At 66.6% G+C, this 26,275-nt stretch carries 29 protein-coding genes, 1 pseudogene and 1 riboswitch; of the genes and pseudogenes, 17 read left to right on the top strand and 13 right to left on the bottom strand.

Annotation, left to right across the window (positions count from 1 at the left end):
• The first annotated feature begins 9 nt into the window (after positions 1–9).
• The 7 genes and pseudogenes from ACQCSU_RS03020 to ACQCSU_RS02990 all read left to right on the top strand — a co-directional run bounded on the left by ACQCSU_RS03020 (position 10) and on the right by ACQCSU_RS02990 (position 4,857).
• Positions 10–624 carry a hypothetical protein gene (locus ACQCSU_RS03020; RefSeq protein WP_426978200.1) on the top strand — a complete coding sequence of 205 codons (615 nt, stop codon included), beginning with the start codon at positions 10–12 and terminating at the stop codon, positions 622–624.
• A 130-nt stretch (positions 625–754) separates the two neighbouring features.
• Positions 755–1,576, top strand: a complete 822-nt coding sequence (locus ACQCSU_RS03015; RefSeq protein ID WP_426978198.1) for an amino acid ABC transporter substrate-binding protein — start codon at positions 755–757, stop codon at positions 1,574–1,576.
• A 40-nt stretch (positions 1,577–1,616) separates the two neighbouring features.
• Positions 1,617–2,276: an amino acid ABC transporter permease gene (locus ACQCSU_RS03010; RefSeq protein ID WP_426979696.1), complete on the top strand. Its 660-nt coding sequence runs from the start codon at positions 1,617–1,619 to the stop codon at positions 2,274–2,276.
• Positions 2,263–3,048, top strand: a complete 786-nt coding sequence (locus tag ACQCSU_RS03005; RefSeq protein ID WP_426978196.1) for an amino acid ABC transporter ATP-binding protein — start codon at positions 2,263–2,265, stop codon at positions 3,046–3,048. The genes ACQCSU_RS03010 and ACQCSU_RS03005 overlap by 14 nt, the downstream gene beginning before the upstream one ends.
• 42 nt (positions 3,049–3,090) lie before the next feature.
• Positions 3,091–3,408: pseudogene (locus tag ACQCSU_RS03000) on the top strand (aldo/keto reductase); the annotation flags it as partial.
• A 105-nt stretch (positions 3,409–3,513) separates the two neighbouring features.
• Complete coding sequence (locus tag ACQCSU_RS02995; RefSeq protein ID WP_426978194.1) at positions 3,514–3,801, top strand: hypothetical protein; 288 nt, start codon at positions 3,514–3,516, stop codon at positions 3,799–3,801.
• Positions 3,802–3,882: 81 nt separating this feature from the next.
• A complete protein-coding gene (locus ACQCSU_RS02990) occupies positions 3,883–4,857 on the top strand; it encodes a dienelactone hydrolase family protein (protein ID WP_426978192.1) in 975 nt (324 codons plus the stop codon).
• Positions 4,858–4,864: 7 nt separating this feature from the next.
• Here the strand turns inward: ACQCSU_RS02990 and ACQCSU_RS02985 are convergent, their stop codons facing one another.
• On the bottom strand, positions 4,865–5,785 hold the full coding sequence (locus tag ACQCSU_RS02985; protein ID WP_426978190.1) for a hypothetical protein: 921 nt from the start codon (positions 5,783–5,785) through the stop codon (positions 4,865–4,867).
• Positions 5,786–5,897: 112 nt separating this feature from the next.
• On the opposite strand from ACQCSU_RS02985, the gene ACQCSU_RS02980 reads away from it, so the two are divergent.
• The gene (locus ACQCSU_RS02980) at positions 5,898–6,692 is read left to right on the top strand and encodes a CPBP family glutamic-type intramembrane protease (protein WP_426978188.1); all 795 of its coding nucleotides are present in this window, start codon (positions 5,898–5,900) and stop codon (positions 6,690–6,692) included.
• Positions 6,693–6,704: 12 nt separating this feature from the next.
• Here the strand turns inward: ACQCSU_RS02980 and ACQCSU_RS02975 are convergent, their stop codons facing one another.
• Positions 6,705–7,619 carry a ribonuclease Z gene (locus ACQCSU_RS02975; RefSeq protein WP_426978186.1) on the bottom strand — a complete coding sequence of 305 codons (915 nt, stop codon included), beginning with the start codon at positions 7,617–7,619 and terminating at the stop codon, positions 6,705–6,707.
• Between the two features lie 106 nt (positions 7,620–7,725).
• On the opposite strand from ACQCSU_RS02975, the gene ACQCSU_RS02970 reads away from it, so the two are divergent.
• Complete coding sequence (locus tag ACQCSU_RS02970) at positions 7,726–8,250, top strand: methyltransferase family protein (RefSeq protein WP_426978185.1); 525 nt, start codon at positions 7,726–7,728, stop codon at positions 8,248–8,250.
• Here the strand turns inward: ACQCSU_RS02970 and ACQCSU_RS02965 are convergent.
• Positions 8,247–8,717: a sensor histidine kinase gene (locus ACQCSU_RS02965; RefSeq protein ID WP_426978183.1), complete on the bottom strand. Its 471-nt coding sequence runs from the start codon at positions 8,715–8,717 to the stop codon at positions 8,247–8,249. The genes ACQCSU_RS02970 and ACQCSU_RS02965 overlap by 4 nt on opposite strands.
• A gap of 214 nt (positions 8,718–8,931) precedes the next feature.
• Here ACQCSU_RS02965 and ACQCSU_RS02960 point away from each other — a divergent pair, with 214 nt between their 5' ends.
• Positions 8,932–10,914, top strand: a complete 1,983-nt coding sequence (locus tag ACQCSU_RS02960; RefSeq protein ID WP_426978181.1) for an aconitate hydratase — start codon at positions 8,932–8,934, stop codon at positions 10,912–10,914.
• 104 nt (positions 10,915–11,018) lie between these two features.
• On the opposite strand, the gene ACQCSU_RS02955 is transcribed toward ACQCSU_RS02960, so the two are convergent.
• From ACQCSU_RS02955 to ACQCSU_RS02945, 3 genes are all read right to left on the bottom strand, one after another.
• Entirely contained in the window at positions 11,019–11,195 is a 177-nt protein-coding gene (locus ACQCSU_RS02955) for a CsbD family protein (protein ID WP_426978179.1), read from the bottom strand.
• A gap of 270 nt (positions 11,196–11,465) precedes the next feature.
• Positions 11,466–12,518 (bottom strand): glycoside hydrolase family 16 protein, encoded by a 1,053-nt coding sequence (locus ACQCSU_RS02950; RefSeq protein WP_426978178.1) that lies wholly within the window; start codon positions 12,516–12,518, stop codon positions 11,466–11,468.
• Positions 12,519–12,925: 407 nt separating this feature from the next.
• Complete coding sequence (locus ACQCSU_RS02945) at positions 12,926–14,392, bottom strand: DUF222 domain-containing protein (protein ID WP_426978177.1); 1,467 nt, start codon at positions 14,390–14,392, stop codon at positions 12,926–12,928.
• A 111-nt stretch (positions 14,393–14,503) separates the two neighbouring features.
• Here ACQCSU_RS02945 and ACQCSU_RS02940 point away from each other — a divergent pair, with 111 nt between their 5' ends.
• A complete protein-coding gene (locus ACQCSU_RS02940) occupies positions 14,504–15,184 on the top strand; it encodes a DNA alkylation repair protein (RefSeq protein WP_426978176.1) in 681 nt (226 codons plus the stop codon).
• Between the two features lie 15 nt (positions 15,185–15,199).
• Here the strand turns inward: ACQCSU_RS02940 and ACQCSU_RS02935 are convergent, their stop codons facing one another.
• Positions 15,200–15,454 carry a hypothetical protein gene (locus ACQCSU_RS02935; RefSeq protein WP_426978175.1) on the bottom strand — a complete coding sequence of 85 codons (255 nt, stop codon included), beginning with the start codon at positions 15,452–15,454 and terminating at the stop codon, positions 15,200–15,202.
• A 167-nt stretch (positions 15,455–15,621) separates the two neighbouring features.
• Positions 15,622–15,821: riboswitch (cyclic di-AMP (ydaO/yuaA leader) on the top strand.
• Positions 15,822–15,825: 4 nt separating this feature from the next.
• On the opposite strand from ACQCSU_RS02935, the gene ACQCSU_RS02930 reads away from it, so the two are divergent.
• Complete coding sequence (locus tag ACQCSU_RS02930; protein WP_426978173.1) at positions 15,826–16,572, top strand: hypothetical protein; 747 nt, start codon at positions 15,826–15,828, stop codon at positions 16,570–16,572.
• A 177-nt stretch (positions 16,573–16,749) separates the two neighbouring features.
• Here the strand turns inward: ACQCSU_RS02930 and ACQCSU_RS02925 are convergent, their stop codons facing one another.
• The 3 genes from ACQCSU_RS02925 to ACQCSU_RS02915 all read right to left on the bottom strand — a co-directional run bounded on the left by ACQCSU_RS02925 (position 16,750) and on the right by ACQCSU_RS02915 (position 19,023).
• Positions 16,750–17,088, bottom strand: coding sequence for a YnfA family protein (locus tag ACQCSU_RS02925; protein WP_426978172.1), 339 nt, complete (start codon positions 17,086–17,088; stop codon positions 16,750–16,752).
• 21 nt (positions 17,089–17,109) lie between these two features.
• Positions 17,110–18,375 carry an APC family permease gene (locus tag ACQCSU_RS02920; RefSeq protein WP_426978171.1) on the bottom strand — a complete coding sequence of 422 codons (1,266 nt, stop codon included), beginning with the start codon at positions 18,373–18,375 and terminating at the stop codon, positions 17,110–17,112.
• 87 nt (positions 18,376–18,462) lie between these two features.
• A complete protein-coding gene (locus ACQCSU_RS02915) occupies positions 18,463–19,023 on the bottom strand; it encodes a dihydrofolate reductase family protein (RefSeq protein WP_426978170.1) in 561 nt (186 codons plus the stop codon).
• A gap of 264 nt (positions 19,024–19,287) precedes the next feature.
• On the opposite strand from ACQCSU_RS02915, the gene ACQCSU_RS02910 reads away from it, so the two are divergent.
• Positions 19,288–20,415, top strand: coding sequence for a serine hydrolase (locus tag ACQCSU_RS02910; protein ID WP_426978168.1), 1,128 nt, complete (start codon positions 19,288–19,290; stop codon positions 20,413–20,415).
• A gap of 72 nt (positions 20,416–20,487) precedes the next feature.
• Entirely contained in the window at positions 20,488–20,679 is a 192-nt protein-coding gene (locus ACQCSU_RS02905; protein WP_426978167.1) for a DUF1918 domain-containing protein, read from the top strand.
• A gap of 22 nt (positions 20,680–20,701) precedes the next feature.
• Here the strand turns inward: ACQCSU_RS02905 and ACQCSU_RS02900 are convergent, their stop codons facing one another.
• Positions 20,702–22,156: a DUF5129 domain-containing protein gene (locus ACQCSU_RS02900; protein ID WP_426978166.1), complete on the bottom strand. Its 1,455-nt coding sequence runs from the start codon at positions 22,154–22,156 to the stop codon at positions 20,702–20,704.
• Positions 22,157–22,351: 195 nt separating this feature from the next.
• On the opposite strand from ACQCSU_RS02900, the gene ACQCSU_RS02895 reads away from it, so the two are divergent.
• Both ACQCSU_RS02895 and ACQCSU_RS02890 read left to right on the top strand, forming a co-directional pair.
• Positions 22,352–22,642, top strand: a complete 291-nt coding sequence (locus ACQCSU_RS02895; protein WP_426978165.1) for a hypothetical protein — start codon at positions 22,352–22,354, stop codon at positions 22,640–22,642.
• A gap of 104 nt (positions 22,643–22,746) precedes the next feature.
• On the top strand, positions 22,747–23,100 hold the full coding sequence (locus tag ACQCSU_RS02890; protein ID WP_426978164.1) for a DUF5671 domain-containing protein: 354 nt from the start codon (positions 22,747–22,749) through the stop codon (positions 23,098–23,100).
• Here the strand turns inward: ACQCSU_RS02890 and ACQCSU_RS02885 are convergent.
• Positions 23,060–24,178, bottom strand: a complete 1,119-nt coding sequence (locus tag ACQCSU_RS02885; RefSeq protein ID WP_426978163.1) for a hypothetical protein — start codon at positions 24,176–24,178, stop codon at positions 23,060–23,062. The two genes, ACQCSU_RS02890 and ACQCSU_RS02885, sit on opposite strands and share 41 nt — an antisense overlap.
• Positions 24,179–24,195: 17 nt before the next feature.
• On the opposite strand from ACQCSU_RS02885, the gene ACQCSU_RS02880 reads away from it, so the two are divergent.
• Positions 24,196–24,663 carry an SRPBCC family protein gene (locus ACQCSU_RS02880; protein ID WP_426978162.1) on the top strand — a complete coding sequence of 156 codons (468 nt, stop codon included), beginning with the start codon at positions 24,196–24,198 and terminating at the stop codon, positions 24,661–24,663.
• Between the two features lie 216 nt (positions 24,664–24,879).
• Here ACQCSU_RS02880 and ACQCSU_RS02875 read toward each other — a convergent pair whose 3' ends face one another.
• Positions 24,880–26,055, bottom strand: a complete 1,176-nt coding sequence (locus tag ACQCSU_RS02875) for a cytochrome P450 (protein ID WP_426978160.1) — start codon at positions 26,053–26,055, stop codon at positions 24,880–24,882.
• Between the last annotated feature and the right edge of the window lie 220 nt (positions 26,056–26,275).

Genomic DNA, 26,275 nt, shown 5'->3' with positions numbered 1-26,275 from the left:
GGAACCGTCATGGATGCCACGTCTCGATCGCAACCGGACCAGCCCGGCGGCCCGGCACCTGTCAACGCTCCCCGGGATTTCGTCGCCGTCGACGACAGCGGCGCGTTTTCGTACTATCCGTCCGAACAAGTCCTCGTTGCGGCCTTCGAGTACGTGGCGGAAGCGGCGTGCATCCTCGACCGCAGCGGCAAGTCCTATGATCTCGCCCTGGACCGGAACCGTCACCTGATTCTTGGGGAGGACCACGGTCCGGTCGAGTTTCACTGGCTGCTCCGGGCGTTGACGGACGCGTGGGAGATCCATCCGGAAGACCACCGGCTGAGGCGCCTGTACCCCGCTACACTCAACGCGTTGGTGTCCGGCCTGTTCGAAACCCTCGAACTCAGTCAGGGCTACAGCCCGGCCCCCGGACCGTGGACCTTTGACATCGGCGGCATCACCGTCCGCCGGTCAAGCCTGCGGGACGTTGATCAGCGTCTGGCCGCCGAGGCCCAGCTGGACGACATCCGGGTAAAGGACCCCCTCGGCCACACCTACCGCCCGGTGAGGCGCCGCAGGCACCGGTTCCTGCCGGACCGGACCGGTTACATTACCTACGAAGAAGTGCCTGCCAGGACCCGGTGAATGCCAGCCACGGACAAGGGCAGGCACCGTGCAGTATTCGCCGAGGGGAGATCTTGCTATCGTCGCTAGTGGACTGCCGCCATGCGGCGCAGCGGGCGAGCCCCTTCCGGCTCCACGACGAAGGACCATCATGAAGCGCACACGACTTTCCGCTATCGGTCTTATTGCAGCTGCAGCACTGGCCCTGGCCGGCTGCGGGTCGGGGTCAACCGCTCCGTCCACCTCGGCTCCGGCGGCCGGCGCGGACACGTCTTTGAGTGACGTCACGAGCGCAGGCACGCTCAAGATCGGCACGGAGGGCACCTACAAACCTTTTACATTCCACGCCAACGGCAGCGGTGAACTGACCGGATATGACGTGGAGATCATCACGGCCGTCGCTGACAAGCTGGGCGTCAAGCCGGCCTTCCAGGAAACCCAGTTCGACGCCATCTTTGCCGGTCTGGACGCCAAGAGGTTCGACGTCGTCGCCAACCAGGTTTCGATCACGGACGAACGCAAAGCGAAGTACCAATTCTCGGCGCCCTACACCGTGAGCACAGGCGTGATTGTCACCAAGGCAGACAACAACAGCGTCAGCTCCTTCGACAGCCTCAAGGGCAAGACCACTGCGCAGTCGCTGACCAGCAACTGGTACAAGCTGGCGCAACAAAGCGGCGCCAATGTCGAGGCCGTGGAGGGATGGGCGCAGGCGATCACGCTGCTCAAGCAGGGGCGCGTCGACGCCACCGTCAACGACAAACTGACGTACCTGGACCACCAGAAGGCCGAACATGACAGCAGCATCAAGATTGCCGCCGAAACCACGGACAAGTCCCTGAGCGCCTTCGCCTTCCGCAAGGGATCAACCAGCCTGGCGGAGGCCGTCAACAAGGCCCTCAGCGAGTTGCAGACCGACGGCACCCTGACCAAAATTTCCCAGAAGTACTTCGACGCGGACGTCACGAAGTAGCGGGAATGCGGGCCGTCGGAGAAGGCTGCCTTAGATGACCATCAACTGGGATCTGGTGTGGGGGTCGCTGGGACCCATCCTGATTGGCGCGGTCACGGGCACAGTTCCCTTGGCGCTGGCGTCCTTTGGAATTGGCCTGCTGCTGGCCCTGCTGATAGCCCTCATGCGGCTGAGCCGTAATCCCGTCTTCGCCGCGGTCGCCCGCACGTATATATCAGTCATCCGCGGCACACCTCTCCTGGTCCAACTGTTCGTCATTTTCTATGGACTGCCTTCCATCGGACTGACCATCAGCCCCTGGCCCAGTGCGATCATCGCGTTCTCGCTGAACGTGGGCGGTTACGCGGCAGAGGTCATTCGGGCGGCCATCTTGTCTGTGCCCAAGGGGCAGTGGGAGGCGGGACACACCATCGGCATGTCGCGCCGGCAGTCACTGGTCCGGATCATCCTGCCGCAGGCCGCGCGCGTCTCGGTCCCGCCCCTGTCCAACACCTTCATCAGCCTGGTCAAGGACACGTCGCTGGCTTCCCTGATCCTCGTGACCGAACTGTTCCGCCAGGCGCAGCAGGTGGCCGCCTTCAGCCAGGAGTTCATGCTGCTGTATCTGGAGGCAGCCGTCATTTACTGGATAATCTGCCTGGTCCTCGCCGGCGGACAATCCGTCCTGGAGAAGAGATTGGACCGCTATGTCGCTCACTGACTCCACGCTCCCGGACGCCGCCGCGATACTCACCGTACGGGGATTGCGCAAGGCGTTTGGCCGGCATGAAGTGCTGAAATCCATCGACATGGACGTCCGTCGGGGCGAGGTCGTCACCCTGATCGGGCCGTCGGGGTCAGGCAAGACGACGGTCCTGCGGTGCCTCAACGGGCTGGAAGTGCCCGACGCCGGCGTGGTGGCGTTCGCAGGCGAACTCACCGCCGACTTCTCCGCACCGGTGTCGAAGAAGCAGCTGGCCGCACTGAGGGACCGCAGCGCCATGGTATTTCAGCATTACAATCTCTTTCCGCACAAGACCGCCCTGGAGAACGTCATCGAGGGCCCGGTCCAGGTGCAGAAGCGGCCCAAGGCGGAGGCTATGAAAGAGGCCAGGGAGCTGCTGGCCCGCGTCGGCCTGGCCGACAAGGAGAACAGCTATCCCTTCGAGCTCTCGGGTGGGCAACAGCAGCGTGTCGGCATCGTACGTGCACTTGCCCTGCGCCCTCAGCTGTTGCTTTTTGACGAGCCGACGTCGGCACTGGACCCGGAGTTGGTGGGTGACGTCCTGACGGTCATCAAGGAGCTGGCGGACGAAGACTGGACCATGGTGGTGGTCACCCATGAGCTTGCATTCGCCCGGCAGGTTGCCGACGAGGTCATCTTCATGGACGGAGGCGTCGTCGTCGAACGCGGCCACCCTGACACCGTGCTGCGCGACCCGCGGGAGGAACGCACCCGGCAGTTCGTGGACCGGCTGCTGAACCCGTTCTGACCCGTGCAGGTATGTTCCAAGCAGACCAACCCGAGCAAACTGCTGGCCGCCAAGAGCCGGGCCGTGGGCATTGCCGTGGAGGCGTACAGCCCGCTGGGCCAGGGCGCCGACCTGGGTGCGGCCACCGTGGCATCCCTCGCCGCCAGGTACGGTGCGACACCGGCCCAGATTGTGCTCGCGTGGCATCTCGCCCAGGACACCATCGTCATCCCGAAGTCGGCCGACTCCGCACGCATGCGGGAAAACCTGGGCGCCGTGGCCGTCTCGCTCACGCCGGCCGAAGTCGCCGAAATCACGGCCCTGGAGTCCGGCGCCCGCGTCGGCGCCGATCCCGCCGTCGCCGCGTTCAGCCAGATGTAGCCGGCACCGCCGGGCTTTCACAGCCAATCCTTGGAAGTCTCCGACCCTGTACCAATGCGGGTGGACCACGATTGGTCGATGAAGGTTGGGAGGAGATCGATGCAAATGTGGAACAAGTTCCTGGTGCCGGGCCTCGCGGTCATGGCCATTGCCCTCCTTGGGGCGGCCGGCGCGTCCGGGATTGACGAGATGGCGAGTGCCCGGATCACGCAGCCGGCACCGGCCGCGGCGGCTGCCGCTGCAGACGGGCGGCCGCCGTTGCGCCACCTCATCCTGCTCGGGCTGGACAAAGGCTCACTCCCGGGAGGGCTGCCGTACGACGAACTGCGCGAAGAAAGGTACGAGGAGAATTACCAGGAAGCACAGGGCGCGGCAACACAGACCCTGGTTTGAATCAGGGTCTGCGATCGCACGGCGCCTCTTGCCGCTCGCCGGACTTCGGAGGAGGATATGCGGCAAACTCCAGGAGGCATCGTGACCCAGCTTGGCAAGTTTGAGAAGTACCTGATCGAGGAATTCTTCGACGATTACCGCGCCGGCGCCATGACCCAGCGCACGTTCACGCGGCGCGTCGCGTTCATCACCGGCAGCATGGCGGCAGCCGCGACCGCGATGCTGCTGGTCGGCTGCACGCCGGATGAAGTTCCGCGCGGCACCGAACCCATGCCGACCGCCAATCCGTCCTCGCCCGCCGCAACCGCCGCGGCCACCGGCGGCGCCGTACCGGGGGCCAAGAGCCCGCTTTCCATTCCCGAGGGCGCATCAGGGCTGGTGACTTCCACGGTAAAGTTCCCCGCCGGCGGCGCCGACATCAGCGCCTACCTGGCCCGGTCGGAGGGGAGTACCAAGGGCCCCGCCGTGCTGGTCTGCCACGAGAACCGCGGGCTGACCCTGCACATCAAGGACGTGGCACGCCGCTTCGCCGAGAGAGGATATTCGGCCCTCGCGCTGGACCTGCTGAGCAGGGAGGGCGGCACGGAGGCCCTGGACCGGGATGCCGTCCCCGGGGCGCTGACCAAGGCCGGAGCGGACCGCCACGTTTCCGATTTCGCCGCTGCTTTCGACTACTTGAAGTCCCAGGACTTTGTTGACTCCGGGCGGATCGCGATGAACGGCTACTGCTTTGGCGGCGGCATCACCTGGCAGGCGGCGACGGAACTGCCCGGGCTGAAGGCCACATCGGCGTTTTACGGACCCTCTCCCGACCTGTCCAAGGTCCCGGCCATCAAAGCGGCGGTCCTGGGCGTGTACGCCGAACTCGACCAGCGGATCACCAGCGCCATGCCGGCCCTCGAGGCGGCCCTGGCCGCCGCCAATGTCCGCCACCAGCTCACCGTTTATCCCGGCGTCGACCACGCGTTCCACAATGACACTGGAGACCGCTACGTTGAGGCGCAGGCCACGGCAGCCTGGAACGACACACTGGCCTGGTTCGGACAGTACGTCTGAGGGCGCCCTACGACCGCCGGCCTTTCTCCTGCCGTCTCAGCACGAAGAAGACGAACACGGCAGTGCCGCCAGCGGCGACCAGCAGTATCCCCAAGGGGAGGAGGTCTGCGCCGCTCGTTTCTGACGTCGGGGCGCTCCTGGCCTCGGACGCCGCGGGGGAGGGAACAACCGGTGTGGCTGTTGAAGATGTGGGAGGTGCCGCAACGCTGGGCGCGGCAGGAAGGAAGACGTCGCTGACCACGCCCATGATGAATCTGTCTCCCGGCACCAGCGTTTTCACGACCTGCGTGGACGTTTCCAGTGTGGTCGACACACACCCTGCCGAAACCCTGTTTCCCGCGCCGAAGAAGATTGCGTAGTCGGCACCGGGCACGGGAGGAGAGTCCGGGAGGCGGTTGTAGTTGATGACGGCGGCCTGGGCGTAGGTGCCCTGATTCGCCCAGTACCAGAGGTTCTCGTCCGCGGGCGACCCGCCCTCCAGGTAGTCGTTGTAGGTGGGGCTTCCCGGGCCACCCCAGCGGGACGTCGGATTGACCACGTGATACGTCAGCCTGGTCCCCGGATCGGCAAGACCGAGCGCCTCCGTCGCCGTGAACGAGCCTGTCGGTGACCGGTACTCACGTTCCCTCAGCATGCCCTCAGGGGCGAATCCGTTCTCGCCGATAAAGCCCGTCGCCTGCCACTCCGGCGCGTACCCGTCGGTGCCCCTGACACACCCTGTGATCAGTACGGCGTTCTGCGTGAAGTCCGTGGCGGTAACGAAGACAACCCGGCTGGCGTCACCGGCAGAAAACTTCACCTCGCGGGCCGTCAGCTTTGCGCACGGTGAGGTTTCCTGGGCTGCGCCGTGGGCGGCTGACGGCAGCGCCGTGAATGCGGCGACCAGGGCTATCAGCAGCAGAGTCCTACGCAAGGCGTGCCGGGACATAACAAAATTCTAGTCGCCAGGATCCTCCATGGTCAGGGCTCCCGGGCTCCTTGCCTGTTGCCGGATCGGCACTCATACTGGCAGCGTCACGGACTGGCAGGACGGCCCTCAAATGCGGCACGGAAATACCCTGGAGCTGATTTCCTCGGCGCTGGTGTCGTTCTCGGGTTTTGTCCTGTTCGTGCTGGAACAGGACATCGCCGGCTTTGGCCTTCTCGCCGTGGCGCTCTTGCTGGCAGGGTTCAGCAGTTGGGGGCTCCTGCGGGATCTGGCCCTCATCGCGGCCGGGCTCGTGGCGATCAGCCTTGTCCCGATCACAACCGATATCAGCACGGGGCACATGTTGGTCATGGGTTCGGCCATGATCCTGGCCGTGGGAGTTCCGTACTCGGTTTCACGCTTTGTTTTCAAGGACCGTGCGGTCAGGTTCCCCGTGCGTACCGGGCAGGCGTGGACGCGGGCGGAGAAATGGTACCTGCCGGCCGTCGTCGTCATCGGCTACGCGCTGCTTCCGGCGTACATGGTCAATACGGGCGTCTACCGCAACTGGCCCGCGGTCTCGGACCCGGAAGGAATCATCCGGCTCTTTCTGGGTACCAATGTGCTGGGGATCTGGGACGAGCTGTTTTTCGTCTGCACCGTCTTTGTGCTCCTGCGCCGGCATCTGCCCGCGGCACAGGCCAACGTGCTGCAGGCCGTGCTATTCACCTCGTTTCTGTGGGAACTGGGTTTCCACGTGTGGGCGCCGTTGTTCATCTTCCCCTTCGCCCTCGTCCAGGCGCTCCTTTTCACGCGGACGAAATCCGTGTCCTACATTGTGTGCGTCCACTTGCTCTTCGACCTGGTGCTTTTCCTGGTCCTGATTCACGCCCACAACCGGGCTTGGATCAACATCTTCATCTACTGAGGGACGGGGCGACTATCCAATGGCTTCGCCCCCAGGCTGGGAACCTGGCCGCCGGTTGGGGAACGCGATCCGGTCAAGGTCGTTCGCGGCCACGACGGCCGCCCCGCCGGCGCGGGCCCTGGCCTGTTCGGCGAGAGGGCCCACGTCCGGATAGCGCGACGAGAAGTGGGTGAGGACGAGGGTGCCCACACCGCCGTCGGCCGCCATGGCGCCGGCCTGTCCGGCCGTCAGGTGACGGAACTGCGCCGCGAGGTGGGCGTCCTCGTCACCGAAGGTGGACTCGGCCACGAGCAGGTCGACGCCGTCGGCGAGTTCCTCGGCGCCGGGACATGGCGCCGTGTCCATGACGAAGGCGAAGCGCTGGCCGGGCCGCGGCACGCTCACGTCCTCAAGGCGCACGCCGCGCAGGCTTCCCTCGTGCTGAAGGCGGCCGACGTCGGGCCCCGCGATCCCGGCGGCCGCCAGCCGGTCCGGCAGGAGGGTGCGGCCGTCGGGCTCGACGAGCCGATAGCCGTATGTCTCGATGCGGTGGTGCAGGGGCCGCACTTCCAGGCCGGGCGCGATTGGGCCGGCCTCCCCGTGCGGATAGAGTCGCAGGTCAATTCCGGGGGAGGCGACGGCAACTAGCGCCCAGATGATGTCCTCCCCGGAGGCGGGATAGTGCAGACGGACGGGATGCGTCACACGGTCGAGGGCCATCCGCGAAAGCACGCCGGGCAGCCCAAAGCAGTGGTCACCGTGGACATGGGTGACGCAGATACGCGTGATCTCCGAGGCCGCGACGCCGGCGTGGATCATCTGCCGCTGGGTGCCTTCCCCCGGGTCGAAGAGCAGGCCCTCACCGTCCCAACGAAGCAGGTATCCGTTGTGGTTGCGGGTCCGCGTCGGGACCTGGGATGCGGTGCCGAGGACGACGAGTTCGCGCATGGAACCGAGTGTCCCACTCGTTCGGTGGATGCACGACCGGTCCGCCCTCAATACCCAGCTCCGGGTTACCTTGTCGCCGACCGTTGGGCGGTTCAGAATGGTCACCATGACAGCGTCCGGAGATGCAGCGCGTGACAAGAAGCTTGCGGCCATCGGCACGGCTGTGTCCGCCGCCGCCCCCGCAACCGTTGCGGGTCTGCTGCCGTGGGTGGTGACGCGCTGGAAAGTGCAGCAGCCTGTGCCGGGCGGACTGGTGGCCCAGTGCGCAGGCGTCCTTCTGATCGGCGCCGGCGCAGCGGTGATCACCAATTCCTTTGTGCGGTTCGCCCTTGAGGGAATCGGAACCCCGGCCCCTTTTGCCCCGCCGAAACACTTAGTGGTTGGCGGGTTTTGCAGGTTCGTGCGGAACCCCATGTACGTGGCCATTGGGGCCGTGGTCACCGGACAGGGCCTCCTGCTGGGACAGCCGAAGCTGTTCGGCCTGGCGGCGCTGGGCGCCGTTCCTGTGGTGGCCTTCGTCAGGTTGTATGAGGAGCCGACGCTGGCACGTAAATTCGGCGTCGACTATGAGGTCTACTGTAAAAATGTCCCGCGGTGGGTGCCGCGGCTGACACCATGGCGGCGAGGCTAATCCAGCGGCAGCGTTATCACCACGCACGTTCCTGTGGCGGCGGACGAGTCGATAGTCATCTCACCGCCGGCAAGGCCGACGGCGAGGCGCATGAGGCGCAGCCCCATGCCGGAGTGCCTTCCACTGGTGGCTGCCGGCACATCGAAACCGCCGCCGTCGTCGGTCACTTTCAGCTGCACGGCGTGGCTGACGCAGCCCAGCCGGACCGTCACCGCTGATGCATCTGCGAATTTGTAGATGTTGCTGAGGAGCTCCTGGGCCGCCCGGTACAGCAGTACTGCCGACCTCCGGTCCACTTCCATCCCATGGTGCGGAGTCTCCAGGCGCACCACGGTGCCGCGTTCACGCAGCGGAAGCGCAATTCGGTCAATCGCTCCGGCGACACCGAGCGTGTGGAAATCGACCGGATGTGTATCAGTCAGGACCCCACGTACGGCCACCACTTCGTCGCTGAGTAGTGATTTCATGCTTCCACTGTGCGCCTGCGCCCTTGGCATTTTCTGGTGCCCGCCAGAGACGGTGCAGGCCCGCCGTCCAGAAGGTGCGGCGCCGGGTAATCGGGTCCGTTCTTGCCTCTGGTCCCGGTCCCCGGAGTGGGTTACTTTGGAATGAGCGGAGTGCCCTAGTGGGCTCGTTGCCGACGGACGCCGGCGGGCACTGAAGTCGAGTAGGAAACTCACGGTGGCATACAGTGTGGCTCAGAAGCTCATCGCCTCCCATTTGGTTGCGGGGGAGATGATTCCCGGGTCCGAGATTGGTCTGCATATAGATCAGACCCTGACTCAGGACGCGACAGGGACCATGGTGATGCTGGAGCTGGAGGCGCTGGCGCTCGACAGGGCACGCACGGAAGTGTCCGTGCAGTACGTTGACCACAACCTCTTGCAGGCCGACAGCAAGAATGCCGAGGATCATGATTTTCTCCGTTCGGCCTGCCGCCGGTTTGGCCTGTGGTTCTCGAAAGCCGGCAACGGGGTGTCACATCCAACCCACATGCAGCGGTTCGGCGTCCCGGGCAAGACCATGGTCGGCTCGGACAGCCACACCCCGGCCGCAGGATCGCTCGGGATGCTCGCCATCGGCGTCGGGGGCACCGAGGTTGCCATGGCCATTGCGGGTGAGCCGCTGTACCTCAAGATGCCGGAGATCTGGGGTGTGCAGCTCACCGGTAATCTGCCGCCGTGGACCAGCGCCAAGGACGTCATCCTCGAAATGCTGCGCCGGCACGGGGTCCACGGTGGCGTCAACCGGATCATTGAGTACTTCGGCCCCGGCCTGGCGACGCTGACCGCAATGGACCGGCATGTGATCGCCAATATGGGCGCTGAACTGGGGGCGACCACCACGGTCTTCCCGGCCGATGAACAGGTTCGGGCCTTCCTGCGTTCCGAGCAGCGGGAGGGCGATTTCACCGAGCTCCTCGCCGACGCCGATGCCACCTACGACGTGACCGAGGAGATCGACCTCGCCACGATCGAGCCGCTCATAGCGCTCCCCAGTTCGCCGGGCAACGTGGTTCCTGTGCGGGAGGTCGCAGGGAGGCCGGTGGCGCAGGTGGTGATCGGGTCGTCTGCGAATCCCGGGCTGCGGGACTTCGCGATTGTGGCCGCAATCGTCAAGGGACGCCAGTCGCCGCCCGCCCTGTCCTTCGACGTCAATCCGAGCTCGCGTCAGATTCTGCAGGACCTGACGAAAATGGGTGCCACCTTGGATCTGATCCGCGCGGGCGCCCGGCTGCATCAGACCGGATGCATGGGCTGCATAGGCATGGGCCAGGCGCCGGCGAATGGGAGCAACAGCCTGCGCACCATGCCGCGCAATTTTCCGGGCCGTTCCGGTACCAAGGAAGACTCGGTCTACCTGTGTTCGCCCGAGACGGCGGCAGCGGCCGCATTGACAGGAACGATCACCGACCCGCGGGACCTGACGGGGCTGTTCGGTCTCGAGTATCCCAGGCTCGAAATACCCGCGGTGTCGAGCGTGAACACCTCGATGCTGGAGGAGCCGTTGCCTCCGGAGCAGGCCTCCGGAGTGACCCTGGTCAAGGGCGAAAACATCTCCTCGCTTCCGGTGTTCGGGCCGCTCGCCGACCGCATAGAGGCACCGGTCGCCCTGGTCCTGGGTGATGATGTCTCCACGGATGAGATCCTGCAGGCCGGGGCGCGCGCATTGCCATATCGCAGCAACATCCCGAAGCTAGCCGAATTCACCTTTGCCCAAATAGACGAAACCTATCCTGCGCGGGCCGCGGAAACCCGGGAGACTTCCGGCCATATTGTGGTTGCCGGCACGAACTACGGCCAGGGGTCCTCGCGGGAGCACGCCGCAATCACCCCACGGTTCCTCGGGCTGCGCGTGGTGGTGGCCGTATCTTTCGCGCGAATCCACTGGCAGAACCTGGCCAATTTCGGGGTGCTGGCGCTTGAGTTCGCCGACGCAGCCGATCGCCACCGCATTCGGAAAGGAGATGTGCTCCTGCTGACAGGCCTGCGCGACGCGCTCCTGACCGGTACGGAGATCCAAGTGCGTAACGAGACCCGGGACGAGCAATACGCCGTCCGGCATTCCCTCTCAACGCGTCAGGTTGAGATGCTCCTTGCCGGTGGCCTGATCCCGTGGCTGCGCGAGCGGGGAGCGCGGGCTGCACAACAGGCCGCGGATTGAACCCGCTGTTGGCGGCAGCACAGCGTTGTCGGTAGCACAGCGTTGACGGCAGCACAGCGGAGGGTGCAGTCCGTCCGGGCTGCACCCCTTTTCCGGCTCAAGAATCAGTGCTTCCTGAACGTGTCCTTGATCTTTTCTCCGGCCTGCTTCAGATCGGCCCGGAAGTGGCGGGCCTTGCCCTCGGCCTTGAGCCTGTCATTACCGGTGGCCGCGCCGGCTGCTTCCTTGCCCCTACCGTGGAGTTTCCCGGCAGCGTTATGGATCTTGTCACCCCAACCCATGATGTCCTCCCTAGTAAGCGGCCCCGCAGCGTGAACACCGCAGTAACCGACAATTAATTGTAGGGACGGACCGGCCCCAAAAGCACCCCTTCCGACCTCAAGACGACAGCCCCCGCGGAGCGAGGAGAGTCGTCCCTGGTACAAGGGTGCCCTGGGCGAAATTGCCGTCGGGCAATACTGGCCTGGCCAGAAGAAGCGCCACCGGCTGCCCACTCCGCAAGTTGGACTCACGGGGTGGGCAGCCGGAATTCGCGCGGGGCGAAGCTGGGGTTACTTGTAAACGCGGACCCAGTCGACCTGCATCTGGGAAGCCTTGGTGGCGGATCCGTCAGGGAACCAGTCGAGCTGCAGGGTCTGGTGCATGCCCACGGTGGGCTGGTGCGCCGGGTTCGTGTCGCTGAAGGTCTTCACGCCGTCGACGTATCCGGTGATGCCGGCAGGGGTCCACTCGACTGCATAGTTGTGCCACTGCGTGCTATCAACCGGCTTAGCCGCGTAGGTCTGGAAATCCTTGCCGCCACAGGCGTAATGCAGGAAGAACTTCATCATGGCGGTGTCCGTGCTGCCTTCGGCGTAGTCGATCTCGGCACAGTTAGCGGACGTGTTGTTGTTGGGCCAAAGGATCAGGACCGGATGGTACTTCGGGTCCCGGGCGTTGGTCTTCATGCGCGTTTCCCAGCGACCGTACTTCTGCTGGGCAAACTTCGCCGACATGCCGCCTGTGGTACCTGCGGCGTCACCATTTACCGTGGCCAAGCCGTTGGCGACGGACCAGGCCTGCGGGCTGCGGACGCCCTTGCCCGAATGTCCTGCACCCTTGAAGACACTCCACTTTGCGGAGTCCGGGGCGCCGGTGTTGGAGAACTCGTCTCCAGCCAGAACCGGGCCCCAACCAAAGTTGGTGGCTGCCTGCGTGCCGCTACCCGGCGTGGCAGCTGCTGCCTGGTTGGCGGCAGGAATGACGGGCGCTGGGGCGGCAGGAACGGCGGGCGCCGCCACGGCCGGGGCTGCTGCGGCCGGTGCACCGACAGCTGGCGCTGCCGCGGCTGGCGCCGCATCCGGGACCGTAGCAGCAGCAGGCGCGTCCGCGGTGGCCGTGCCGGGTGCGACGGCGGCGTCGGTGGCCGGAGCGGTCTGCGTCGGGGCTGGGGTTGTTGCCGCTGGCTTTGCCTCTGCAGTGGCGGACTTCGCCGGCGCGGTGGCCGGCGCCGAAGCATGCCCAGCCGCTGGCGGAGCACCAGCCCCATCTGTTGCGGGAGCGATGCTGCACCCCGTCAGGGACAGCGCGCCCATCGTGAGCGTGATGGCTATTTTCTTGAACAAGGGAACCCTCCGGGCTTAGGACTGACGCAAACGACAGCTGCAACTAAGGCGATGACGAATGCGCGAAGCTTCATTCAGCCCCCAGCACTGGGCGGGAGCGAGCAGGCACCGATCGGCGCAGCGGCGCCCGACATGCGGGCATCCGGGGCCCTGCGTGCGGGCCAGACCTTGAGGGCCAGGCGCCAACGTTACCTGATCGTAACCTTTGCCCGCAAGTTGCCGACGTCGGGTCCAGCAGCTGGTCGCGCCGGAGCGGGATCGGGTCGCGGAGACGGCCTCATTGTAAAACCGAAGTGCGGGCAGAATGAAGATGACCGGGGTATGCTGCACGCCGCTGTCGGCTCATTCGCACGGGCGCGTTTTTGAGGGCCTTGGCGTCGTGGCGGAGCTCGCGCCGTTGCCAGGCATCAGCTAACGCCGTGCCCGGGCAGGGGTGGTGCGGTGGAGTGGTAGCTGTGGCCGGTGGGGGTGCGGAGTTCGAGGGTGTGCCTGTGCCTGTTGGTGCCGTCGGGTCCTTGAGCCGGTTTGGCGGTCCAGCCGGGGGTTTCTTTGGTGTGGTTGCAGGCTTCGCAGGTTCCGGCGCCGTTGATGTTGGTGGTGGGGCCGCCTTGATGCCAGGGGATGATGTGGTCCAGGTGGCGTATCGGGGCGTCGCAGTAGGGGGTGCGGCAGGTGTCGTCGCGGGCCTGGATGTAGCGGCGGAGTCCGGCGGGGAAGAGCCGGGCGCGGGAGTCCATCGCGATGAGGCTGCCGGTTGCCGGTGCGGTGTAGAGCCGGCGGAGCCAGATGTCCATTTCTTTGTCTCCGCCTGCTTCTGTGTCGCCGCCTGCGCTGTCCCCGCGGCGACGGCCGGACCTCGTGCCGTCACCGGCCGGGCCTCCGCCTGCGCCGTCCCGCGTGCCGGCGTCCCCGGCGGGGGCGTTTTGGGCACGTGTGTCGTTGATCAGGTTCCGGGTCCAGCCGGCGGGGACGATGCCGTAGCCGGGGAGCCGGGCGGGTTCGCTGTCGGACTGGAGGAGGGTGCGGTCGGTCATGATGAGCTGGATTTCGATGCCGGTGATCCCGCCGGGGGTGCCGGTGGTCCGTTCGACGAGGCCGTCGGCCATGAGCTGACCCCGGCCCCTGGGGTCCCCGGCGGCGCGGAGCGAATCGGCGTGCCGGGTGAGGGCGGCGTACGCGGCGACGCCTTCGGCGACGGGGAGCAGGGCGGTGAGGTAGGCCATGGTGTCGGGTGCGGGGCGGAGGCTGACGTGCCGTTCGGTGGCGGCGTGGCTGGCGCGTTGGGTGGTGGAGCGGGGGTCCAGCCGGTAGGCGCATGCCTTGGCCGCGGCGATGATCTCCCGGTCGCCGGCGCCGGCGAAGGTGCCGGTGTCGGCGGCGAGCCGGGCGTCGACGGCGCAGCGGTCCGCGGCGGACAGGCAGGCGGTTTCCTTCACGAGGAGGGTGGCGCGCCATTCGTTGAGCTGGCCGGTGTGCAGGGCGGTGAGGGTGTGCGGCATTTCGGTGACGAGGGCTTTCGCCAGGCCCAGGAGCCGTCCGCCGCGGGCGGGGGATTCGCGCCGGGCCAGGGCGATCTGCGCCGCGACCCCGGCGCCGAGCTCCGCCGCCGGAACGCCCTGCGCGCGCCGGGTGCGGCGTTGGGCGGCGTCGAACGCGACCGTGATCCGGGCCTGCAGCGCGGCCGCGGCGGACTTCAGATCCTCCAGCTGCCGGAGCTGGTCGATCAGCCCGGCACCGCCGTCGTCGTCGGATGCGCGGGCGTGACAGGGGCGGACAGTACCGAGCAGGCGGGCGACATCCGTGACCGTAACGCCGCTTCCAGCGCCGCCATGTCCTCCCGGAACCACCACTTCGGGCTCCCGCTTGCCGTCCATGAACCCAGTCTTCCAGCGGGGTCAGACAAAAAGACCCGGCAGAATGAGCCGCGAGATAGGCCACCGAGAAACCGGCGCGGCGACCCCACAACAATGCGAAAGAATGGTCCCATGAGCGACGCCGGCGAGTTTATCGATTCCTCGCTGCAACGCGAAGGGTCCTGGTCCCGGGCGGACGAGTTGCAGGCACGCGTGGGCGGCGATCTGCGCTTCTATGGCGCCTCGGTCGGAGCGGTGCGCGGAACTGTCCGCGACGCGCTGCGTCGCCACCGCGAGTTGCTGCATGATGACATCACCGCGCTGAGCTCAGAACTTTGGTCCGTACCGGTTTTCGAGCGACGGCTGGCGGCCGTGGTCCTGCTGCAGTCCAAGGTCCGCATGCTGGACAACGCGGACCTGACCCGGATTGAAGGCTTCCTGAGAACCGCGCAATTGCGGGAGCTGGCCGATCCGCTCGCCGTCGACGTCGTCGGCCCGCTGGTTTCGGGACTGGACCTGCTGGGCAGGGTGCGAGCGGACAGCGTGCTGGACCGCTGGGCCCGGGAACCTGACGTCTGGCTACGCCGCGCCGCCCTGCTCTCGCCGCTCCGGGCGCTCCGGGCCGGCGGGGGAGACTGGCGCAAGTTTGTCGGCCATGCGAAGGCGGCGCTGGCCGTCTCACCGGGGCACGACGCGGACGCGGACGCGGACGCCGATGCCGACGCCGACCTCCTCCGGGAGGCAGTCGCCGTGGTGCTCGACGACGTCGCGAAACACCGGCCAGAGCTGGAATTCACGGCCACCGGGACGTGACGGAAGCGTCCCGCATCAGCTGTCGGACCGTCGCTCCACAACCGCGTAGGCCTTGCCATCCAGGAACTGCCAGTCCGTGACCACCATAAAGCCGAGTGCATCCACACGGTCGTTCAGGACATGGACGTCGAAACCGCCGTCGCGGGGCTCAGCGTCCCAGGTTGAGACGCGGACTTCCTGGCCTTCGAGGATCAGCAGCTCGGTGTTGACGTCAAAATCCTCCTGAGGCTGATCGCTCAGCTGGCAGATGGCGACAGAGTGGCTGTTCATTTCGGGCCTCCGCTTCAGGGATCGCTGCTGGCATCATCCTATGCCTGAGCCCGGCGATGCCGAGGGAAAAAGCCCCGGATGGACCCCGCACCCGTTACCTCAATGTGACATTCCGTGATCATCCCGTTACCGTTGTTAGGTGCCTGTTGTCTCCGATACGGGCGCTCCCCAGCCGATTGCCTAACTCTGCCGCGGCCCGGGGGTAACTCGCATCAACGTCCGGCAGAGACGGGGAAACCACTTTTTGACCAGCTGATATGCAGGTCTTGGGGTGAAGCCGCACGGCCCGCCACGCGGGCCCCGAGTGCGGCCGGGTGCCTCCCATCCGAATCCGACAGCTCACCTCGCAGGCATTGGGAGAGGCTACATTCATGACTTCAAGCAATACTTCCGCGCGCCATCGTGGCGCCACCACGAGCCCGCTTTCGGCAATTTCCTCCGCATTTGCGGGCAATGCAGGCACCATCGGCCGCCAGGCCGCCGTGATCGCCGCAGCATCAGGTCTGGTACTCAGCAGCGCCATGGCCGCCAACGCGGCGGAGGCACCCGTCGAGCGCAACTCCGCACCGGCGTCGTCCGTTGACGTCAAGGATCAGGTCTCCGCTCCGGTCAACGCGGATTCCACTGTCCAGATCGCCTTCGAGCGTCCGGCCGTGGTCTCGACTCCCGCGCCCGTCGTCGAACAGCCCAAGCCGGCTGCAGCTGTCCCCACCGCCGCCCCGGAGCTTGCCGCAGCTCCTAAGGCTACCGTGCAGGTCCAGGCCGCTGCCCCCGCCCCCGCCGCTGCCCCGGCAGCCGGCGGCGTCAACGCCACGCTGCTTTCGGCCGCCTACGGCCAGGTTGGAATCACGCAGGACTGCACTGCGATGGTCGAAAAGGCGCTCGGCGCAGCCGGCATTCCGGTAGGCGACATCGGCCCAGCGGCGTTCCTCAAGTACGGCAAGGTTGTGGCGACTCCGGAGCCGGGCGACATGATCGTCCAGGCCGGCCACGTTGCCATCTACGCCGGCAACGGACAGGCCGTCAGCGGTGGCATCAACGGCAATACAACCGTGGCACACCCGATGTCGTGGCTCACCGCCACCGGCCCCGTGACGTTCGTCCGCGCCGGAGTCTGACGCACGGCTAACGTGCAGGGTTTTACGCAGTAGGATAACGAGCCCAGCGGCTTAAGCGGCCGGTGATCAGTTGCCTTGGGGGCAGCGGATCACCGGCCTTCTGCGCGCCCGACCGCGCTGCAAGACCAGCACCCGCGCTGTAAGACCAGCACCCGCGCTGCAGGCCCGGCACCACGCCTAACCAGAGTTGCGCGGTGCGAACATGATGACCGCTACTCCAACCAGGCAGATCGCCGATCCCGCGATGTCCCAGCGGTCCGGCCGGAAGCCGTCGAAAACCATTCCCCAGGCCAGCGACCCTGCGACGAACACGCCTCCGTAGGCGGCCAGGATCCGGCCGAAGTGCGCGTCGGGCTGGAGCGTCGCGGCGAAACCGTAAATTCCCAATGCGAGCACCCCGAGCCCGGCCCACCACCAGTCCTTGCCCTCCCGCACCGACTGCCACACCAGCCAGGCGCCGCCGATCTCCGCTGCGGCGGCCAGCACGAACAACAGGACGGTTTTTGCGATAGTCACCGACTCATCATCGCAGCGTGGTCAGGGATTCCGGGTTGTCGCAAGGCGCAGGCGCACCACGCGGTACACGACGCCGGCCGCGAACATCAGCACCCCCGCGATCACGGACTCCACCGGCAGGGTTGCCACCAGGACCACGCACGCGACGGCGCCGATGAGCTGCAGGGCCTTGGGGTACCGGCGGTTTTCGCCGCTCTGGGTGTAGGCGGAGACGTTGGCTACGAGGTAGTAGATGAGGACGCCGAAGGAAGAGAAGCCGATGGCTCCGCGCAGCTCGGCGACGCCGATGATGACGCAGATAACGGCCGCCAGGACCAGTTCGGCCCGGTGCGGGACTTTGAAGCGGGGGTGGACGGCGGCCAGCCACCGGGGCAGATCGGCCTCGCGGGCCATGGCCAGGCTGGTCCGGCCCAGTCCCGCGATCAGGGCCAGCAAGGCGCCCAGCGCTGCCAGTGCGGCACCCAACCGCACGATCGGCGATGCCCAGTGCCAGGAACCGGCGGCGACGGCGGCGGCAAGCGGGGCCGGCGTGCCGGCAATTCCGTCAGCGCCGAGGACCGCGAGGATGCTGACGGCGATGGCGGCATAAACCGCGACGGCGATCCCCAGCGCGATCACGATGGCGCGCGGGATTGTCCTGCGCGGGTTGATGACTTCCTCCCCCATCGTGGCAATGCGGGCATAGCCGGCGAAGGCGAAGAACAGCAGACCTGCGGACTGGAGGATTCCGTACCAGCCGTGGGTGAGGACGCCGCCGTCGAACAGCTTCGGGGGATCAGCCGCGCCGGGGATCCAGCAGGCGGCCACCACGATAGCCAGGACCAACAGCACAGCCACCACAATGAACCGGGTCAGGGCCGCCGTGCGCGTCACGCCCCGGTAATTCACGGCAACCAGCAACACGACGGCGGCGATCGCCACCGGCCGCTCCCACCCGGCCGGCGCGGCATAGGCGGCAAACGTCAGGGCCATGGCTGCGCTGCTGGCCGTCTTCCCGATAACGAAACCCCACCCGGCCAGGAACCCCGGCCAGGGGCCGAGCCGCTCCCGACCGTAGACATATGTCCCGCCGGAGGTCGGGTATTCCGCCGCAAGCTGGGCCGAGGCCGTAGCGTTGCAGTACGCGACGACGGCGGCGAGCAGCAGGCCGATCAGCAGTCCGGACCCGGCCGCCTGGGCCGCGGGCGTGAAAGCGGCGAACACGCCCGCGCCGATCATCGACCCGAGGCCTATGACGACCGCATCGAAGGTGTTCAGCCTGCGGGCAAGACGGGGGTGGGAACTCAACGCTGGGGCCTTCCTGGAGGACGACGACGGCGGACCGCCCAGCGGGCCGCGCGTTCCAAATCTAGCGAGCACCGTGGCCTTTCGGCCTCAAGTTGCCGTGTAGCGAAGCAGCACGACGCCGTTGCTGAAGCCGCGGTTCTCGTCCAGGCGGAGCCGGGTGGTGCCGTCGGCGGGCCCGAACAGGGGCTTGCCGCGCCCGATCAGCACGGGGTGCACGTAGATTCTGTACTCATCGATCAGGCCAAGGCGCCGGAAGGTCGCGGCGAGGTCCGCCCCGCCGAGCGCCAGGTCACCGCCGGGCTGTGCCTTGAGCTCCCTTACCTCGTCGACGACGACGTCATGCACCACCGTGGTGTTCCAGCCCGCCGTTTCCAGGGTCCGGGAGTACACGATTTTCGGCATTTCGCGCCAGATGCTGGCGAATTCGCTCATCGGGCCGCTGTTTGCGGGGTCACTGTCCGCCGTCGGCCAGAAACCGGCCATCAGCTCGTGGGTGACCCGCCCGCTCAGGAACGCACCCATGGTGCGGAGCTCGTCGTTGAAGTGGCGGTGCAGTTCGTCGTCGACCATATGCCAGCTGATGTCCCGGCCCGGCCCTTCCATGTACCCGTCCAAGGAAACCTGCATCATCAGGATGATTTTTCGCATTACGGACCTCCGTGTTCACCGACCCAGCGTACGCCGCTGACCCCCGCAACGGTCCAGAGCGTGAGCCGCCGGACCCAAGGGTTTTCCAAGGTTTGCGCCTTGCGCTCCCGCCCAGCCTGCATCACAATTCAGGAAATCTAAAGTCCACCGCAGATTCTTTTACATTCGGGGGAACGCATGCCTGCGAACGTACTTGTGGCGTCAGCCGATACGGGGCCCTTTCCCGATATCCGACAAACCTCCATGTGCCGGGAATGAGACGCGGTGGATTCGACGGAACCGCGCCGGCACTACCGCTCAGCCCGCCGCAGCGAGGGTGAAGAGAGTCCTGCGCCCGGTTACTTCCGCAGGCTCCGTCCGCGGGTCCTGACGGCGGCCGCAGCGGCCCTGGCCCTGATTGCAGCGACCGCCGTCTACGTGTCCATCCAGTCCAGCGTGCCCGCTGATGCGGTCGCGCGGCCCGAAACATCAGTGACCGCAGCCCCGGGCACGCCGGGCACGGCCAGCGCCGCGACCAATGAGGCCGCTACGGCAAAACAGGCACCTTCCGCCCCTGCTTCAGCTGCGGCGCCGTCCCCGGCGCCGGCCGCGGAGGCGCCCGTCTCCCCGGCGGCCCCGCCCGACGTCGAGGCTCCGTCCGTCGAGGCTCCGTCCGCCGGCGAGCCTCCGCTCGTCGTCGAGGCTCCGGACCGGGGTCCGCTGCCCTTCAGCCCCGCCTTCGACGCCCCGATCAACGCCATCATCGAGGCCAACAGCCGGTACCAGGTGGGGGTGGCCCTCATCAATGTGAAAGACGGCGTGGTCCACGAATACGGGGATAAGACCAAGTTCGTCGCCGCCAGCACGGCCAAGATCCTGGCCGCGGCGGCCTACTACCACCTGGTGGAAACCGATCGTGCCTCCCTGACGGCCCGGATGGGCTCGTCCACCGCCGCAGTCCAGATCCGTCAGATGGTCCAGCAGAGCAACAACGACTCATGGGCGCTGATCCTGGGCGCCGTCGGGAACCAGGGGATGACCGCCTACGCGGCGTCGTTGGGCATCAGCTATGACCGCACCGTAAACCTCCTGTCCCCGGCGGAAACAGGAAAGACGCTGTCCTTGCTCTACTCCGGCCAGCTGCTCAATCCGCAGCACACCGCCCAGCTGCTCTCATACATGCAGCACACCAACTACGAAACGCTCATCCCAGCCGCGGTGCCGCCGGGCATTAATGTCTTCCACAAGTACGGTCTGCTCTTCGGGAATCTGCATGACGCCAGCATCCTCGTCCAGGGGGACAGGGCCTACGTTTTCGTGGTGTACACCCTCGGCAAGAATACGTCGGACATGGCGGCCCGAACCCGGATCATCCACGAGCTGACGCAGGCCGTCACGGCCGGACTGTTCTGACGACCGATCCGATCTGATGACCGTTCCATGGAGGGGCGGACAACCGTAGGCTGGACAAGGGAGGTGAATGGAATGAAAGCAACCCAAGGGGACCGCATCATCATCCGGGGCCACACCGTGGAGTCTTCGGACCGGCACGGTGAGATTCTCGAGGTCAGGGGCGCCGACGGGGCACCGCCGTACCATGTCAGGTTCGACGACGGCCACGAGACGATCCTGTTTCCGGGCGGTGACTTCGTCGTCGAAAGCAGCCAGAAAGGCTGACGCCGTCGACTGGAAGCCGCCCCTAGAAACTCGATGAACTGCCGGAGCCGGAAAAGCTCCCCCCGCTGCTGCCGTAGCCGGTGGTCCTGCTCCCGCCGCGGGCGCTGCTGACACTGCTGACGCCTGTGTTGAAGCCGGAGTTGAAGGTGGGCACCGAGAAAAAGTAATAGGACGGGTAGACCGTGCCGAGGATGCTGGGCTCGTAACTGCGGCCGTACCTGGCCTTGGACCCGGCTTGGGCACTCTCCATTTCCTTGCGCATGAGGCTGGCTTCCTTCTCGCTCTTGGCGAAGCCACTAATCACGGTGTCGGCGTGGTTCTTCAGCAGTTCGGAAAGCTGCGTGCGGGCGTCGCGCAGGCGGTCGAGCGCCGTCTCCGGCGTGGTGGTGCCATCAGCCAGTTCAGAGGTCCAGCGCTCCAGCTCGCGATGACTCTGCTCGCGGAAGGACCGGAGGGCGGCGGCCGTCGCGGAGTCACCCTGGGCGTGGCGTTTGCTGAGCATCTGCTCGACGGCGGCGAGGTCGTTGCGGAACGGGGCCAGCTGCCGGTCCCAGGCCGGGGCCCAGGACGATCCGCGGTTGAGCAGGGCGTTGGTGTCGGCAATCACGTCGTCCAGGGCGTCGAGTTCGGCGGCGGCATCGGCGTAGCTCCGCACCAGCGCCAGGTTCGGACGCCGGCTCAGCTCCTTGGCAGAGAACGCGTGCGCCTGGTTCGAGAGTCCGGTGGCGGTGTTGTACTTGGCCATGAAGCTGCGGTGCTTCTCCAGCACTGTGCTTCCATAGCGCGAGGCCTCCGGAATGGTGCCGGCGTTGAGCTCGGTGACCTGCAGGTCCATGCTGACGTTCGCATAACTGGCGTCCCCGCGGGCGAGTTCCTTCCGGCTGCTCAACCGGGTCCGCCAGGTCACCATCAGCCACGTGCCAGCCCCGGCGACGGCCGCCGCCGCCGTCGCCCAGGCCGTGATGAGGAAGGCTGCAGACCGGTACCACGGCTGGTTGATCAGCTCGGCCCCGCGCCTGATGCCGGCAATCGTGCCGTCCGTCCACTGGGCGTCACGGAGCAGCTCCTTGGACGCGTTCTGGATGTCATCGCGCTGCTCCGGGGAGACCTTGCGGTCCTCGCCCAGGTAGGTCCCGACATGCCTGCCCACCGGATCCAGCGCGAAGATGAACAGCCCGTCCGCCCACTTCTGCCCGTCCGCGCTGATCCATTCGGGGTGCTCGGCGCGGGCAAAGCGCAGGACTTCCTCATTGAGGTTGGCCGAGGCCGTTCCGTTGTAGGTGTACACGGCCACTTTCGTGGGCTGGTAGAAATCAATGGACTGCACTGCGGGCAGGAGGGTGTTTCGGTCCAGCACCCCCGCCCGGTCCTCCACGACGACGTCGACGGGCCGGACGGCGAGCGCGGCCGGCCCGGTGCCTACCAGCCCGATCAGGACCAAGGCCAGGACGCCAAAGAATTTCCGCATGACTCCCATTTGCTGAGCGTAGTGCAACCGGACGTCCGGGCGGAATGGGGCCTAAAGACACCGTGACGGGCCAATCCTGCTCGTCCATACTGGCGGCATGAGCGCAGAGGCGAGCGAGGACCAACCCCCCGCGGCACCAGCCGAAACGCCGCCGCGGAAGCCGGACCGGACCTCCTCGCCATACTGGCCGCGATCGCCGTCCTCGTGATCGTGGCCCTGGCCGTCGTATTTACCCGCGGAGAACCGGCGCCGCTGGACGAGTCCACGCCGGCCGGGGCGGTGCAGCGGTATTCCGCCGCCGTCATCGCCGGCGATGAGGCCGCCGCGGCGGCCCACCTGAGCGAGGCTGCCAGGACCAGGTGCAGCAACGTGGGACGGACGACGGCAGACAACCTCCGCGTCACCCTCGTCTCCACGACGGTACGCGCCGGGTCCGCGGATGTGAGGGTGCTGATCACAGTCTCGGAGGGCGGCGGCCCGTTCGGCAGCGCCTAGTACCAGGTGGCGGACGTCTTTGACCTCGTCAAGACGGGAGACACGTGGCTGATCGACAACGCCCCCTGGCAACTGACGGTCTGCCCCAACCCGGCGGTGAAGTAATGAGTGCCGGCATCGCTGTCGGTTCCGCGCCGCGCACCGTGCGCCGCCTGATCGTGTATGCCTTGCTGTTCGCGCTCGTGGTGGTCGCCGCCGTCGGCCTCAGCGGGCTGCTGGCGCGGCTGCTGGTGGCCGGTACCGCCCTGGCAACCGGGGATGTGGCCGGACTGGCGCGCTCGCTGGCCTTTGCCGTGATCGGCGGCCCGCTCGCGGCGGTCCTGTGGTGGGCCGTGTGGCGGAGGCTGGGGGAGGAGCCGGAGCGCGCCTCCGTCGGCTGGGGCCTGTACCTCGCCGGCGCCTACATGCTGGCATTGGTCATCGCACGAGCAACCTGCTGGGCACGCTCACCAGCCTGATCGGCGGGCGGTCGCTGCAGTGGCGCCTCTCCCTCGCGACAGGTGTGGTCTGGGCGGCGGTGTGGCTCTGGCACCGATGGATGTCGGGGAACGCCCGGAAGCGACCCACGGATCTGGCCGACGCCCCCACCGTGCTCGGTGCCATTCTGGGGCTGGTGATTGGCGTCGGCGGCACCGTCGGAGCCATGTCCACCCTGTTCGATGCGGCCCTGCGGGGGCTGTCGAGGCGGGGTCGGTGGGCAGGCCGTGGTGGCTGTCCGCCCTGCAGTCCCTCGTCTGGGCTGCGGGCGGCGGGCTGGTCTGGTGGTGGCACTGGAAGCACGACGGCGGGCAGCGGCTGCGCACCGGGCTCGCCGACGTCGCCCTCATCACCGCCGGCGTCCTGGGTGCGGGAATCCTCACGCTGGGCGGCGCCGGAGTGGCGCTCTTCGTGCTGCTGCAGCTGGCGTTTGACCGCACCGAAGCGGTGGACGTCCTGCTGGAGCCGCTCGCCCCGGCGCTCGCCGCCGCCGCCGTCGGCTCGCTTGTCTGGGTCTACCACCGAGGACTGGCCCGGGGGCGTGCTGAGTCGACCCGGCAAGGAGGCAGACTCGTGACCACCGGCGTCGCCCTCGTGGCGGCCGCCTCCGGTATCGGGGTGATCGTCAACGCTGCCCTCGCCATGGCGGCGACGCCGCTGACCGGTTCCGGGGTCCGCACGCTCCTGCTGGCGGGGATCAGTTCGCTCCTGGCCGGCGGCCCGGTCTGGTGGCTCGTCGGGCAACCCCGCGGCTGGAATACCGCGGCCGGCACAGGTGGATCCGGGAACGTGCTGAACGCCCGCCGCGTCTACCTGATAGTGGTGTTCGGCCTCAGCGCGGTGGTCGCTGTCATCACGCTGCTGGTGATCGGGTTCAGGGTCTTCGAGTACTTCCTGAACGACGTCACGGGCGCGAGCCTCGTGGACCGGATCCGCGCCCCGCTCGGTCTCCTCGTGGCCACGATGCAGGCAGAAGTTGCCCAGCTCAAGGAACTGAAAACGGTCATCGCAGAAATCCAGCGCGCCGCGACGGCCGGCCCGGGGTCCGGCGGACCGCAACCGTCTAGGATTGCCCCATGTCCACCTATGAAGTCACCCGAAATGCAGTCATCCCGGCCCCGGCCGAAGCCATCTTCCCACTGGTCAACAGCTTCCATGAATGGACCAAATGGTCGCCGTGGGAGTCCGTGGATCCCGCAATGCAGCGCAGCTACTCCGGGAGCGATTCCGGCGTCGGCGCCAAGTACGCCTGGAGCGGCAACCGCAAGGCGGGCTCCGGCACCATGGAGATTGTCGAAGCTTCCGAGCCGAACAGCATCAAGATCCGCCTGGAATTCACCAAGCCCTTCAAGGCCATTAACCCGACCAGCTTTACGTTTACGCCGTCCGGTAGCGGAACACAGGTCACCTGGACCATGACCGGAGAGAACAAGGGTGTCGGCAAGCTCTTCGCCCTGTTCATGAGCATGGACAAAATGGTCGGTACGGACTTCGAAAAGGGCCTGGCCGCCCTCGCTGGCGCTGTCAGGCAGCGCAGGGCCTGAGCCGGAGGACGGCAGCCGTGCACGTTCATGGACAGCCCCAGCTGCTCCGTGCCGAGCTCATCACCTAGCCAGCGCCGTTTGAGGATCCCGATGCCGTGCTGTCCTCGACCAGCATGGTTCAGTCTTTTTGACCCGGCTAGCCGTCTCATAACCGATAACTGGTCAACACGGGGAGCGAAACGAAGCTGGACAAGACCTCCTTACGGAAAGCACAGGTCAGGCGGCCACGATTTTGAGCGGGACGGAGCGCCAGCCGCGGAGGGTGTTGTGCAGGTACGGCACGGGCTCGCCCACCAGCTCCAGGCATTTGATGCGCTTGGCCAGGGCTGTGAAGAGGACGTCCATCTCAAGCCGGGATATAGGCTGGCCCACGCAGTGGTGGATGCCCATGCCGAAGGCCAGATGTCCCCCGGCGTTCCGGCCGATCATGAACTGGTCCGCGGTTGGTCCCCACTGGCTGGCGTCGCGGTTGGCCGAACCCATGAACAACAGCACCTTTGACCCGGCCGGCAGCGGAATGTCCCGAAAAACCGTGTCAGTCGCAACGGTCCGGAAGAATGACTGGAAGGGTGACTCGTAGCGGAGTGCTTCATCAATGGCGAACTTGGCCAGACGCGGATTGGCGTGAAGCCTGGCCCACTCCTGGGGGTGGGAGGCCAGTGCCTGAAGGGTATTGCCGATAGAGAAAACGGTGGTGTCGAGGCCTGCGGACAGCATGGCCCTGACCAGCAACGCGGCCTGCTCGGCCGTGATTTCGCCGCGGTCGGCGTACTCCCAGATCTGGGCACCCATGCCGTCCGCGGACAGGTTTTCGCGGGCGCAATTGTTCATGACCCATTCATGCGTTCCGGCGCCCTGGTCGAAGAATGCCCGGGAGCGCTCGTCGTCGGGGCCGAAGGCGCTGAAGTTCATGGCTCCGTGCGGCAGCAGGTTTGCTTCGCGGCCCTCCCGCGGGATCCCGACGGCGTCGCCGAAGACGCGGATGGGGAACAGCTCAGCGAGGTCCTTGACGCCGTCGAACTTTCCACGGCCGATGAGCTGTTCCACCAGTTCATCGGCGAAGACCTCGAACTGTGCCCGCAGGGACCGGACACCGCGGGGGGAGATGACCCCGGCCATCGCGGCGCGCATGGGGCCATGGACTGGCGGGTCCGATTCCAGGATCCCTTGCGGGCGCCACGCGGGCTCGTGATGGAGGTTCTTGGGGCCGACGCCGGCGCTGGAGATGAACGTTGCGTAGTCCTCAAGGATCTCCTTGCATTCCTCGAAACCGGCAAAGGCCAGGACACCGTACTTCTCGAGCCACACGGCCGGCCCTGCGGCCCGCATCCGATCGAACAAGGGGTACGGGTTGGTGAGGTTCTCGTCCGTGTAGGGATCGTCCGACAACACGGGAACGTTCTTCCGGGGAGTGCTTACTGACATCGTGGGCCTCGAAACCGTCGGAGTGCTTTGCTGCGGGCAGCCAATTCGTGGCATCAAAGTATCGAGAAACGGAAGCACCCGATAAATACCGTTCTCACTCTGTGAGAATGGGTTTTGTACATCCGGCCGGGCGCCCTGCACGATCACTCCGTGACCGGCGACACACGGCGCCCGAATCAGACAGGAG

This window comes from Pseudarthrobacter sp. O4, assembly GCF_050157025.1.
GTDB lineage: Bacteria > Actinomycetota > Actinomycetes > Actinomycetales > Micrococcaceae > Arthrobacter.
The sequence above is the reverse complement of the archived record's forward strand: the minus strand, read 5'-3'. Positions and strand labels throughout refer to the sequence as shown.

What these genes read in the sequence shown, in the direction of transcription:
- ACQCSU_RS02890 (WP_426978164.1), top strand. Translation starts at nt 22,747, where the DNA reads ATGAGTGCCGGCATCGCTGTCGGTTCCGCGCCGCGCACCGTGCGCCGC.
- ACQCSU_RS02985 (WP_426978190.1), bottom strand. Translation starts at nt 5,785, where the DNA reads ATGTCCCGGCACGCCTTGCGTAGGACTCTGCTGCTGATAGCCCTGGTC.
- ACQCSU_RS02900 (WP_426978166.1), bottom strand. Translation starts at nt 22,156, where the DNA reads ATGGGAGTCATGCGGAAATTCTTTGGCGTCCTGGCCTTGGTCCTGATC.
- ACQCSU_RS02935 (WP_426978175.1), bottom strand. Translation starts at nt 15,454, where the DNA reads ATGAACAGCCACTCTGTCGCCATCTGCCAGCTGAGCGATCAGCCTCAG.
- ACQCSU_RS03005 (WP_426978196.1), top strand. Translation starts at nt 2,263, where the DNA reads ATGTCGCTCACTGACTCCACGCTCCCGGACGCCGCCGCGATACTCACC.
- ACQCSU_RS03020 (WP_426978200.1), top strand. Translation starts at nt 10, where the DNA reads ATGGATGCCACGTCTCGATCGCAACCGGACCAGCCCGGCGGCCCGGCA.
- ACQCSU_RS02975 (WP_426978186.1), bottom strand. Translation starts at nt 7,619, where the DNA reads ATGCGCGAACTCGTCGTCCTCGGCACCGCATCCCAGGTCCCGACGCGG.
- ACQCSU_RS02995 (WP_426978194.1), top strand. Translation starts at nt 3,514, where the DNA reads ATGTGGAACAAGTTCCTGGTGCCGGGCCTCGCGGTCATGGCCATTGCC.
- ACQCSU_RS02965 (WP_426978183.1), bottom strand. Translation starts at nt 8,717, where the DNA reads ATGAAATCACTACTCAGCGACGAAGTGGTGGCCGTACGTGGGGTCCTG.
- ACQCSU_RS02905 (WP_426978167.1), top strand. Translation starts at nt 20,488, where the DNA reads ATGAAAGCAACCCAAGGGGACCGCATCATCATCCGGGGCCACACCGTG.
- ACQCSU_RS03015 (WP_426978198.1), top strand. Translation starts at nt 755, where the DNA reads ATGAAGCGCACACGACTTTCCGCTATCGGTCTTATTGCAGCTGCAGCA.
- ACQCSU_RS02940 (WP_426978176.1), top strand. Translation starts at nt 14,504, where the DNA reads ATGAGCGACGCCGGCGAGTTTATCGATTCCTCGCTGCAACGCGAAGGG.
- ACQCSU_RS02980 (WP_426978188.1), top strand. Translation starts at nt 5,898, where the DNA reads ATGCGGCACGGAAATACCCTGGAGCTGATTTCCTCGGCGCTGGTGTCG.
- ACQCSU_RS02930 (WP_426978173.1), top strand. Translation starts at nt 15,826, where the DNA reads ATGACTTCAAGCAATACTTCCGCGCGCCATCGTGGCGCCACCACGAGC.
- ACQCSU_RS02970 (WP_426978185.1), top strand. Translation starts at nt 7,726, where the DNA reads ATGACAGCGTCCGGAGATGCAGCGCGTGACAAGAAGCTTGCGGCCATC.
- ACQCSU_RS02955 (WP_426978179.1), bottom strand. Translation starts at nt 11,195, where the DNA reads ATGGGTTGGGGTGACAAGATCCATAACGCTGCCGGGAAACTCCACGGT.
- ACQCSU_RS02945 (WP_426978177.1), bottom strand. Translation starts at nt 14,392, where the DNA reads ATGGACGGCAAGCGGGAGCCCGAAGTGGTGGTTCCGGGAGGACATGGC.
- ACQCSU_RS02880 (WP_426978162.1), top strand. Translation starts at nt 24,196, where the DNA reads ATGTCCACCTATGAAGTCACCCGAAATGCAGTCATCCCGGCCCCGGCC.
- ACQCSU_RS02915 (WP_426978170.1), bottom strand. Translation starts at nt 19,023, where the DNA reads ATGCGAAAAATCATCCTGATGATGCAGGTTTCCTTGGACGGGTACATG.